The organism is Daejeonella lutea, from assembly GCF_900168015.1.
GTDB lineage: Bacteria > Bacteroidota > Bacteroidia > Sphingobacteriales > Sphingobacteriaceae > Daejeonella > Daejeonella lutea.
Genome location: NZ_FUYR01000002.1, coordinates 916,984 through 929,502, shown reverse-complemented (window position 1 = coordinate 929,502; position 12,519 = coordinate 916,984). Strand labels below are relative to the sequence as shown.

The 12,519-nt window shown below is 42.4% G+C and carries 6 protein-coding genes; 1 reads left to right on the top strand and 5 read right to left on the bottom strand.

The window, feature by feature from the left end; genetic code table 11:
* Nucleotides 1–89: 89 nt before the first annotated feature.
* Together B5X60_RS13195 and B5X60_RS13190 are read right to left on the bottom strand one after the other, a co-directional pair.
* The gene (locus B5X60_RS13195; RefSeq protein WP_079703149.1) at nt 90–1,931 is read right to left on the bottom strand and encodes a RagB/SusD family nutrient uptake outer membrane protein; all 1,842 of its coding nucleotides are present in this window, start codon (nt 1,929–1,931) and stop codon (nt 90–92) included.
* A gap of 10 nt (nt 1,932–1,941) precedes the next feature.
* On the bottom strand, nt 1,942–5,352 hold the full coding sequence (locus B5X60_RS13190; protein ID WP_079703148.1) for a SusC/RagA family TonB-linked outer membrane protein: 3,411 nt from the start codon (nt 5,350–5,352) through the stop codon (nt 1,942–1,944).
* Nucleotides 5,353–5,815: 463 nt separating this feature from the next.
* On the opposite strand from B5X60_RS13190, the gene B5X60_RS13185 reads away from it, so the two are divergent.
* On the top strand, nt 5,816–6,559 hold the full coding sequence (locus B5X60_RS13185) for a DeoR/GlpR family DNA-binding transcription regulator (RefSeq protein WP_079703272.1): 744 nt from the start codon (nt 5,816–5,818) through the stop codon (nt 6,557–6,559).
* Nucleotides 6,560–7,131: 572 nt separating this feature from the next.
* Here B5X60_RS13185 and B5X60_RS13180 read toward each other — a convergent pair.
* The 3 genes from B5X60_RS13180 to B5X60_RS13170 are packed head-to-tail and all read right to left on the bottom strand — an operon-like array spanning nt 7,132 to nt 12,390.
* Complete coding sequence (locus tag B5X60_RS13180) at nt 7,132–7,911, bottom strand: endonuclease/exonuclease/phosphatase family protein (RefSeq protein WP_079703147.1); 780 nt, start codon at nt 7,909–7,911, stop codon at nt 7,132–7,134.
* Nucleotides 7,912–7,963: 52 nt separating this feature from the next.
* Nucleotides 7,964–9,265 (bottom strand): RagB/SusD family nutrient uptake outer membrane protein, encoded by a 1,302-nt coding sequence (locus B5X60_RS13175; protein ID WP_079703146.1) that lies wholly within the window; start codon nt 9,263–9,265, stop codon nt 7,964–7,966.
* 11 nt (nt 9,266–9,276) lie between these two features.
* Entirely contained in the window at nt 9,277–12,390 is a 3,114-nt protein-coding gene (locus B5X60_RS13170) for a SusC/RagA family TonB-linked outer membrane protein (RefSeq protein WP_079703145.1), read from the bottom strand.
* Nucleotides 12,391–12,519 lie beyond the last annotated feature (129 nt).

Below are 12,519 nucleotides of genomic sequence, written 5' to 3'. Positions count from 1 at the left end.
AAATTCGGTTATGTCTGATAAAAAAACAACCCGGTTTTTTGAACCGGGTTGCATTTAATAGGTAACATGTTAATTCGATCTCAATCGGATTACCAACCAGTTGTCTGTGTAAGCTTAAACCCGTTAGATTGGTATTCTGCAATTTGGGCCTGACCAACAGGGGCAGTATAAGACTTATCAGTGAAGGCGTTCCGGTTTGTGGCACCCTCAACCATAAAGTACCCTACCATTGCGCTCTGATTTGTCCCGTTGAAGGTAACCACAGTTCCATCTTCTTTTCTAACCCTCGTTCTGTTTATAAACGACGTTCCCAGTAATGCTGGAGCCTCAACCGGAATATTTACCCATGGACCCATCAGATAATCATTCTTGGTGCTGTAATCCATATAACGAAGTTTCTTCCAGCGTTTCAAATCTAACAGGCGTGTGTGCTCGTATACAAATTCCATCCGTCTTTCGCGACGTATTTCCCAGATAAGGGCGGGAACATCAGTGTCCCGCGCAGGATCTACAGGAAGAGCTGCAAGCAATAATGGAGAAGTTTTTTTCACTCCCTTAGCAATTGCCGCCGCGTCAAGTGGGCGACTACGGATCGCATTAATAGACTTGTCAATATCGCCCTGGGTGATCGCCGGACCAGCAAAGTGCTGCGCAAGAACTGCTTTCGCTTCGATCCAGTTTAACACAACCTCCGCCAAACGCATTACAGGCGCATCACTGGTGTTTGTACTACTGCCCCACATTGCAGGGTAAGCCTTACCTATAAAAGTGATAGCTTCGCGTGATGCAAACTTGTAACCATAAAGCAAGGTTGTGGCCGGTGTATGAGCCCGATCAATAAAGGTTGCTTCGAATCGTGGATCGCGTGTTAATGCCAGATCTGGAATTGAAAAACTGTTTGCTTTTGCAACAGTTGAATTCTGCCAAGGCTTACCGTCATTTACGATAAAAGATTTAACCAGGTCAAGATTCGCATCACCACCATTAACTTCTGTTCCATTGTTATAAGAACCAATACTATGTGTAACACCAAGTGCCGCATCATAAGTTCTGTATAACATAACTTCTGGGTTACCATTAAGGTTGTCTGAAGAGAATATAGCCTTGAAGTCGCTTCCGAAATTATATGCATTGCTGTTGATGACTAACTGCGCTGCTTCAGCCGCAAGCTCAAGATATTTCTTCGCACGAGCAGCATCCAAATTGTGATAATGCTGGAAAGTACCTTCAAAAAGCATGAACCTTGAAATGAAACCTGCAGCAATGTACCTGTTCAGATATTGCTTGCCATCATTTATACGGATATTAGCCAGGGCGTATTTAAAGTCGTCATAGACTTTATCCATTACTACACCGCGGTTATCACGGTCTTTGAAAAGGATTTCCAGTTCTGTCTCCTTTACTACCTTGTCAAAATATGGCACATCGCCAAAAACACTAACCAAACGGCTGTATTCATAACCTCTGAAAAAACGTGCTACACCACTCCAGTGATTGTATGCTTCGGGCGTAAGCTTTGGCTTGGTTACTGTTTCTAAACGATCCAGAAAAACATTGGTTTTACGCACCCAAGAAAAGTTCCAGGTTGGACCGGCAAATTGTGATCCTAACCAGGCAGCAGTTTCGGATGTAGACGAACGGCTTGCAGGAACAGCATTTTCAAAAGCTGCTTGTTGATTTCTGCTTGTAAGATCATCTGAAAAAGTATATCCTCTTACTGGAACATAGTCAACGCCGAATCCTGACGAGTAACCGTTAAAATAATTTGTATAGTAACCGTTTGCAAAAAGACGGATATCCGTTTCATTTTGCCAGAATGTGTCATCCGTAGGATCATTTAATTGCGGTCGGTCCAGTACATCCTTATTACAGGATGAAACAAGGATTAATGCCGCAACGACACCGTATATAAATCTTAATTGATATTTCATCTTTTTGAGTTTAGAAATTTAATTGGGCACCAAATGAGAAGCTTTTAAATGTTGGGATTGAAACTCCGGTACGGCCTGAATTATAATTGTCGGTATTAAACATTGAATATCCGTTAATTTGCTCAGGATCAATAGGCAATCTTCCCAACTTATCCCATGTGATAAGGTTTTCTCCTGCGACATAAAACCGCAGCGAATTTATTCCAACTTTATTCAACATAGTTTTAGGTAAGGCATATCCAAGAGTTAAGCTTTTCAACCTCAAATACGACATATCTAACAAGTACCTGGATTGAACCTGCATGTTGTTGGTTGTGCCGCTACCGCCATTATTGAAGGCAGCAGGATAAAACGCATTCGTATTTGTTGGAGTCCAGTAATCGTCAGCGATAGCTGCAGGCATAGCCCCATCCGCAGAGTTAAAGCCAGGAATAGCTAAGAAACCCTCACCCCAGATTTGACGACTGCCAACACCCTGGAAAAATGCACCGATATCAATTCCTTTGAAATCTCCGCCCAATCTGAAACCATACTCATAACGTGGTGTAAAGTTCCCTATTACTTCAAGGTCACCATAGTTGCTTAACAGGTTGCTTCCATTACTAATTTCACCGTCGCCGTTCAGATCCACAAATTTAACGTCACCAGGTCCAAATCTGAATGTCGCGCTGTTTTGTACAAACGGTTGATAAACTGGTTTTTGACCATTTACAGTTTTCAATTTATAAGCTTGTTTTCCAGCGTGCAATGCGCTTTCTGCGGCAGTAAGAGTTATTAGCTGAGGTTTGCCTGATGCATCAAGCTCAAAGTCGTCGTTTTGATATAATCTATCAGTACGGTATCCCCAAATTTCGCCATAGGTTTTTCCTTTATAATTACCCGTAACCGTTTGAGTCGATCCAGCATTGATAATGGTTGTTTTAGCATCCGAAAGGTTTCCTCTCAAATTGATCCCCAACCCATTTGTAAAGCGATGATTGAAGTCAATAGACAACTCCCAACCTTCAGTCTTCAAGTCGCCATAATTTCCACGAGGAGCGGTAGTTCCAAATGTTGCTGGAATCCCTTCAACCCCAATAATCATATTATCAGTGTTTCTTCTGAATATATCAAAACCGATGTTGATCCTGTTGTCAAGCAAACCTGCATCTACCCCAAGGTTCAGGGTTCTGATATCCTGCCATGTAATATCGGCAGCAACTGCACCCGGACTACCAACCGCTACTTCCCTTGCGTTGCTCGCGTTGATCCAAGTAGTCTGACCGCTGTTCATTGTCGGAACATACAAATTGTTCGGAACCGACTGATCTCCGATCGAACCATATGATCCTCTGAACTTCAATGTATTCAGAACAGGTTGTGTCCACTTCATGAAGCTTTCCTCACTGGCAACCCAGCCAGCAGAGAAAGATGGGAACCATCTCCACTTAAGATCAGACGGAAATTTGGAAGACCCATCATAACGTATATTACCTTCAAGTAAATATTTGTTTTTGAAGGCGTAGTTCAACCGGCTGAAATAACCTAGCTGAGCTTCCCAAAATTCGTCACCACCCCCGGTTACAATACCGATTGCATTTCCAAACTGTGGATTATCAAGGTTGGTAAGATTTGTTATTTGGGTGAATTGGTTTGCGCGATTATCAGTCACACGGTTCAAACCGCCCATTAACTTGAACTGGTGGTCTTCTTTAAAAGTTAAATTATAAGTAGTAATCGCATTAATAGTGTGTCTGTAGAAATTCTCTGCTGATTTATACAAATGATCAGGGTTAGCTCCTGTCGAAGTATAAGTTGCTAATGGCAGATCATATGCACGAATTGCACCAGCTGTAGTAGATGGGACAACTGCTCCTTCAGCATTTACGAAAACCGGATTACCGCTTCCATCAACACGCGCAATCGGCGCAACCCATGAATCCCTTGCAGTATATTTAGTACCCGGACGTCTGGTTCTTCCTTCCTGATTCGAAAACGAATAATCGAAATCAGCAGTCCAGTTTGAAGCGATATTAAATGTACCTCCAAGATTGAAGTTCAAATAGTTTTGCAGGATGTTCGCAGTATTTGCGGCAGCTGCCTCACTTGCCGGGCTTCGAATATCCTCACCAGTCTCTGCTTTCCCATATGGATATAGTGAACTCCATCTGTACATGTACAGCCATGGATCGGCTGTTGTTGAACTAGTTATATACGGGTATTCCTTATTTCTTCGTGAGTAAATTGCACCACCACGGGCAGTGAAATATTTATTGATCTCACTTGTTACTCTTAGTGAAGCGTTATAACGAGTGAATTGATCAACCTTGGCAGCTTTCATCATCCCACTCTGGTCTAATGCAGCCAATCCGAGGTTATATGACGTTTTCCCGGTGGTACCACCTAGTGATAAATTATGCAGCTGGGTTGGAGCCCATTCTTCAACCATTGATTCATAAGGATCATACGTCCGAACACCATGTTTATAGTTACGTGCAGCATCATAATACCAGTCACGTCCGTAAACTGTTGGGTCAGTGTTTTTAACCGTTGAACCGTATTTCTGCTCCCAGGCAACAGCTCTTTCGTAGCTTTCACGACTAGTAATATAAAAAGCTCCTGCAACTGTTCCACCGGTGCGTTCAAATGCATCAACAGTATATTTAAGAGCATTAACACGTCCCATTTCAAGTTCTTTCCATGGATTTTGGAACGATAGGTTACTTGAATAGGTAACCTGTGGTTTATCAGACCCTGTACCTTTTTTAGTCGTGATTAAAACTACCCCGAACGCCGCTTTTGCACCGTAAATAGAAGAAGCAGCCGCATCCTTTAATATAGTTATGGATTCAATGTCCGCTGAATTTACGAGTTGTATGCTTGGAATTTCAACGTTGTCCAACAATATTAATGGAGAGGATCCGCCTGAGAAAGAACCTATCTGACCACGGATTTTGATAATTGGATCAGATCCTACCTCACCACTCGGAAGAACAACACTTAAACCCGGAGCAGCCCCTTGCAGCGCCCGTCCCGCATCAGCCACTGGCCGACCCTCAAGTGTCTTTTTCACATCAATTGTAGAAATAGCTCCGGTCAGGTTTCCCTTTCTTTGAGTTCCGTACCCAACAACCACTATTTCGTCTAGTGCCTTTGTATCGGCACCAAGTGTTACATTGATAGTATTTTCAGCACCTACCGTGCGTTCCTGTGTGGTACTACCGATAAATGAAAACTGTAAAACAGCGCCCTGATTTACTCTGATAGTATAATTTCCATCAGTTCCTGTAGTTGTTCCGGTGCTTGTTCCCTTTACCTTAACAGATACTCCAGGAAGCGGGCCGCTGTTATCCGTAACGCGGCCGGTAACAGTCTTTTCCTGTGCTACAGCGCTGATTACAAATAAACATACCCCTAACAACATTAGTAATGTTTTTTTCATACTTAGTTAATTAATTAAAATTGAGGTTGTTAAAAAAAAATTATCATCATCCTGTTACAGACGATTTTACAGTCTAAAGTTTGGATTAATTGCAGAACTCTGCAACAAAAACGGAAAAAAAGTGAAGAAATACGCAACAAAACGGAACTCTAGTGTACAATTAAAAAGTGTAAAAACTACACTTTCCAATATTAAAAATTATTAAATACGCTATTCATTGCGTTTTATTCATCATTTTATCCTTGTGGTTCTAACAGCAATGTTGAGGTTAGTGTAATTAAGTGAATTAAAAAAAACCGCAGAAATTTGCAATTTCCTGTGTAAAGTGGTGCTTTGTTGATAATTTTTTAATTTAAAGTGAATGACTTAAGTGATTAATATTCCTAAAATTTTGAATTCCCGAAAAAAACCGCAACTTTATAATGCTAGAATTGATCGATTAATGAAGATAATTACAACTGGTATGCTTAAGAAAGAGCGACATGCCTTTATAATCCGCCAAATTAACCTACACAATAAGGTGTTATCCTCAGATCTTGGGTTACAGCTGCAGGTTTCCGAAGATACTGTCAGAAGAGATTTAAATGAATTATCGGAAAGTGGTAAGATCATAAAAGTCCATGGGGGTGCTCTTTCTAAATCGTTCCATTTCCCCTACGAGCAAAAAGACGTCTATGCTCAGGATTCCAAAAAGGAGGTTGCCCGAAAAGCAATAGGCCTGGTATCTGAAGGAATGACAGTACTAACAGGGGGTGGAACTACGATGCTCGAGATGGCCAGATTGGTTCCTGATGATCTTGAAGCAACTTTTTTTACAATTAGTCCCGTCGTCGCACTGGAGCTTTCTGAGAAAAAAATGTTAACTGTAATCCTAATTGGCGGGACCCTCAACAAAAATGCTCAGGTGAATATGGGCTCCAAAACTATTGCAGATCTATCTGAAATCGGAGTGGATCTCTGTTTTTTAGGTACCAATGGGATAGACCTAAAAGAAGGAATTACGGATTCCGAGTGGGAAGTCCTTCAAGTAAAAAAAGCGATGATTGGTGCATCTGCGAGGATTGCGATTATGTGTATTGGAGAAAAACTTAATTCCGTTAAAAAAATGAAGGTGTGTTCCCTGAATACGATCGACTACCTTATTACGGACCTGGCATCCAATGATCCGAAACTGCAGTCGTATGAAGCACATACCAAGGTAATTTGAGTCATAGTTTTAAACGCCAACACCAGGGAATTAAAAGAAAGAACACTTTGAATCCAAGAGCATGCCCTGGATGAATTCAAGGCATGAACCTCCGCACTTTTAATTTGCAATTTTCCTCGGGATTTCCTATTTTTAATAAACCAACTATCACATAGTTCTTCACTAATTTCCGGCACGATCTTAAAGCCATTTAACTTTTAAGAAATACCACCCTGCCGGTTTTTACGCCAATTTCATAGACTTTATTTTAATCTTACCTTCGTCGGGAACGGTAGGGTAATCGTTTGTACCTGCTTCGTAAAAGATTCAAGACAGTTCCGGGACAGCTTCGGGACAGTTCCGAGACAGCTTCGGGAAATTGCCGGAACCATCCCGGATCTTTCGCGGATGTTTCTCAGTTCTGGAAAGAAGGAGGTAAGGACTAGGCCACTTCCTGTTGCGGCAAGCAACCGATTGAATTAACAAAAGTTCGAATGCAATAGAATAGAAGATTTCCGGCCGGAATTTCTTTTAAAGAATTTAGGGAAATTGTGTTAATTATTCAAAAAAATAAGAAATAATCCAAGTCGGTTTCACCGATCCCGGCTTTTTATTTTGACATGGGACATCAGCGGCAGATGATCGGAAAACACTACTGGATAGACTCGCGTACCCTTTGCTTTCACCAAATCCGCTTTGCTAACCATCACATAATCAATTTTCTTTACAGGCTTTACCGCGGGAAAAGAAAGATCATCGTCTTTTCCTGTATCAATAAGTATACTTTTTAAAGCAATAATCTCTGCTGTACCGGGTTCTGCATTAAAATCGCCAGTTAAAATCACGGGAGATTTGACAGCACCTAATAGCTTGACTAATTCCCCCGACTGAGCTAAGCGCGAATTGGAATCTCTATAATCCATATGGACGGTCGCGAAAAGAATTTCTGCTTTTCCCCTGGCTATTTTTGCTGTTAACAATGCTCTTGTCGCTGCAGCCGATTTACCATCACTGGTAAGTATAATTCTATGATCCTTAACGTCGGAAAGCGGGAACTTGGAAAGAATACCTATACCATATGACCCTCCGTCAAAGGCAAAGTGCCTTGCATAAGCATAGTACATCCCTGTAGCTTCTGCTAGAAACTTCATTTGATCGACATTACCGGATCTCCTGCAAACACTATCGACTTCCTGCAATCCAACAATATCTGCTTTAGACATTTTTATAAACCTGGCCATGTTTTTTAGCTGATCCATGTTTGCAGCGTCTTGTCCGACGTGAATGTTGTAGGACATAACTTGCAGGGTTTGAGCCTTTGATCCGTTTAAGGCGAGTAGAAAAGGAATAAGAATTAAAGTATACGATCTCATGATAAATAAAAAAAAGGGAACCGAAGCCCCCTTTTATACAACGTTAAATTATTTAAAAAGCTGGATCAGCCGGAGTATTCGGGTTCTGATCTCTCTCGCGGAAAGGATAGTTAACAAAATTACGCTTACGCTCGGACTGAGGCCTGCCTAAACGGCGCGAATCTTCAAGCCTTTGTCCTGAAAGGAACAACTCGATAGAGCGTTGTTTATACACTTCCGTCAGGATTTGCGCAGGCGTTAAAGGACCTACCAGTGCAGGAAGGTCTGCACCTACTCCATATGGATCAGCGGCAGGCTTCTTTGTTATTATTTTATTTAATTCGATTAAAGCAAGCGCTGGATCAGGATTAGCCTGACGTGCATAAGCCTCAGCTTTTATGAGCGTGATTTCACCCGGAAGATATACTGGCCATTCTGAAGTAAGAGCCGATGCAAATCCATTCATACGCCACCTTGGAGCGATCGTTAAATTTTCAGTTAAGTAAAATGGCAGACGTTTATCCGCCGGATCTGGAGTTAGACCGGTTGGAAGACCAAGCGTATTGCTAATTGGCTGCCAAAGGTTATTTGTACCCGTAACGGCAACGTAGATACCATTTTGATTAACGGTTGCATTATGCTGGAACCCGGATTTTTTCGTCAAATCGACTGTATTCGCTGTAGCCAAAGCGAGTGTGTAATTAGCATTATACAAAGCATATCGTGCCTTTAATGCGCGCAAAGTGTTAGGAATGTCAATTCCAGCAGGGATGGTTCCTAAAAACGCAGAGCTTATGGGATTTTGACTTATTGCCGCCAGGGCAAGATCGATATCAGCAATGATCTTCGTATAAGCTTCTGCACGCGTAATAAAAGTGACATTCTCACCTGTTCCAGACGGAACTTTTTCCCAAAATGCAGCGAGATCACCCAAGGCAAGGGCTTTAAAGATCGTAGCGTATCCCACCAAGCCACTGACAAGTGCCTTGTCAGATATTGCTGCTGAATTATTAATGACAAGGTTAGCATCAAAAATAAGTTTGTTGCTGTTTGACCATAAGCCGCCAATAACGGTGTTTCCACCATCTAATGAAGTGCCACCCAGGCTTAACTGCAGCTCTGCTGTGTTACCCTGGTTCAAAAGCACAAGCTCGTTAGCAAGGAAGCCACTCATAGTGATTGTGTTATAAATGTTGCCACGACCAGCTGCATAACGCGACTGCAGCGATACGGCAACGCCGGTCAGCCCCTTAGTACTTGTGTTAACGTCATCCTGGGTTGCGCGCGCTGGATCAGAATAATTCTTCACACATCCGGCAAAGGTCATTGCAAGCATCGCCAGAATTGAGCACGATATATATATTTTCTTTCTCATTTTATTTCTAATTAAAATTTAGCCTGTAAACCAAAATTAAATGATCTTGGAACAGGGACTGCCCCGAAATCAATACCTCTTACAATGGAGCTTTGTCCCCCAGAGTTTACTTCAGGATCATAACCACCCTCAAAGTCATCCCATGAAATCAGGTTTCTGCCTCCAACAGTAAGCGTCAGATCTTTGAGATATTTAATTGCACCAAGTCTGTACGTTAATGATACATCTCTTAATTTTACCCAATGACCCGGATGAGAACGCCACTCTTCAATGTTGTAATTGGCATTCACATAACCACGTGGAACTTTGCCTAAATGCTCTGCTTCTGCAACCAGGCCGGCACCAACACCTTGTGCTGTTCTCCAGTCCGCTGCCCATCGTTCTCCACCCTGCTCTGTATCCAACTGAACTCTAAAACCTAATCTTTTGTAGGCAAGTTCATTTATGATTGATCCGTTCCAGTCGGGATTAGGATTTCCAATTACCTTGCGCAATACAGTACCGGTAGGCTGGCCTGCAGCATCACGTTGTGGTGTTGGATTGATCGGGTCATTTTGAACACCTCTTTCTGTTTGAGGAAGACCAGCGGGGGTGAGCAATAAATTGCCTTGAGCATCCCTTGCAAAGTATGAGCCGTAGTATAGACCAATAGGCTGACCGTTAATCAAAGATACAGGGCCTGAAGAGCTATTGGTAAATGCAGTAACACCTGCGCCGACATTCGTAGCTTTATTCCTATTCCGGTTAAAGATCACTGTTGCATCCCATGAAAAATTTGTTGCTTTTACAGGTGTACCAGTCAGCATCAACTCGATACCCTTATTTTCTAACGATCCAAAGTTGTCGAGTTTACTGGTGAAGCCAGTTGTTGGAGCAATTTGTCGGGATAATAAGAGATCACTTACCTTCTTATTGTAATAGTTAAACGTAACACCTAATCTGTTTTTCAGGAAAAACAAGTCGGTACCAATCTCGAACTCATTCTGCCGTTCTGGCTTTACATCTTCATTCGCCTGTTGAGCACTTGATGTAAAAGAAGTTCTTCCCAGGTAAGAAGATGTACTGTATGAGTTGAGCCTTTCATAAGCACCAATACCAGTCAGGTTACCTGACTCACCGTAAGCAGCGCGCACTTTCAGGACATCCCACCAGGAAGAAAGTCCCAAGCCTTGCCAGAATTTGGTAGAAGAGACCACGTAGCTACCGCTACCTTTTAGATAAGTTTGATTACGTTGATCTTCACCAAATACGCTGGATCCGTCAACTCGGACAGCGCCGGTTATAAAGAAATTATTGTTCACTTTGAAGTTCTGCTGAAGATAAGCTCCTTCAACAGCAAATTCACTGCGTCCATCTCCAAATACACCCTGTGTGCTGGCGCCTCCAACAGTTTCCACGAAAGGCGCTAAACCTCGGCCCTGCACCTGACTACTTGATCCGCTTTGATACTGATACGAATAGCCAACCTGACTAGTGGAGCTAATTTTACTGGTGATCGGAAAATCATACGTAAGATTTATATCATGATTAAAAAGATACTGACCAGCATTACGTTTGCTCGCAAAACCATTCTGGGCAGGGTCAAGTGTTGGGCCGCCGCCATATGAACCATCCGCTGTGCTTACGTTGTAGGTATAAGGTGGCACGAAAAGAGTCCCTTCCTGAGCCGAATTATCAACACCTATATTATAGTCAACAGTAAGATTTTTAACGGGAAACAATTTAACGCCCGCGTTGGCAAGAATTCTGTTTGTAAATTGCCGTTGCTTTATATCTTCAATAATCGATACCGGATTAACACGACCACGCTCACCGACAGCTTGCAGGTTGCCCAAAGCATCTCTTGTCCATATATCATGGAAGTTGGCAATGATCCATTGAATGCCGACAGGAACTATCAGACCGTTTCCATAAGGTTTCTCATTCGCATCGCTTCTTACGAAGTTCAATCCGGCTCTGAATGTCGCCCATTTAGCGAGTGTCTGGTCGACATTTGCTCTAAGACCGAAACGTGTATAATCGGTGTTTTTAACAATCCCCTGGTTTGTGAAATACGAAGCTGAGGTGTAGAACTTTGTTTTATCACTTCCGCCACTAACAGAAAAATTATTATCTACACCGCTTGCATTTCTGAAAATGTAATCCTGATAATCATATCTTGTTACCGGTGTAGTATTAGTTGGCAGGACGCCTCCCACAAGGCTGATAATATCCTGAGTTAACGCTCCTGGTCCGTCAGTTGGTCCACCGAATTTAACCGGGGCCATATTTACACGAAGCTTTTTGCGAAGCTCGCTATTTGTATAGGTAGACGAAAAAGTTACCTGCGGCTCGCCCGTGCTACCCCGTTTTGTGAAAATCTGGACAACACCTGCATTCGCACGAGATCCGTAGATTGCGGCAGCTGCAGCTCCATTAAGAACCTCAATTCTTTCGATATCGGCCGGATTGATATCAACCAAGCGGTTTTGCTGATTATCGGTAACTCCTGATGTTCCATTATTGGCAATTACACCATCAATGATGTATAGTGGATCTGAAGATGAGTTGACGGAACTGATTCCGCGTAAACGCACAGACATACCTCCTGCAGGATCACCTTGATTCTGTGTAACCTGAGCTCCTGCCACTTTACCCTGGAGCCCGGTCAGAACGTTTCCGGCAGCACCTTTATTTAAGTCTTCGCCACTAACCGATCCCACATAATTTCCCAACTGTCGCCGTGTGGTACCTTCGGAAGTACCTGTTACAATAACTTCATCAAGACCGACAGCATCCTGACTAATTTCTGCATTCAAGACGACCGAAGATTCGGTTCCAAGTTGGACGGTTTTAGAAATCGTCTGATAACCAATGTAAGTAAATGAAATGGTGTATTGCCCTGGATTTAATTCTGCTGTAAGTGAATAATTTCCATCTCCATTCGTTGAAACACCGTTTGCTGTTGAAGTTAGTCTGACAGCGACCCCTGGCAGGGTTTCCTTAGTTTTTGCGTCCGTTACCTTTCCGGCAATTACGTACCTGCGGGTTTGAGCCTCGAGCTGCCCCCACATTGTAACTAACAAAAGGATTAGGCCGAATGCCAAAACAGGTTTTGACCATCCGGAAGAGTAAATTTTTCTCATTTAAATTAAGTTAATTGTGATTAGAATAATGGAATGTTTTTGATGAAAAATACTGGCTGCTTTTCATATGGTAGTTAAGCGTTTTCGTAGAAATCACACTTGCAAATTCAGTTGACTAAATACACAAAT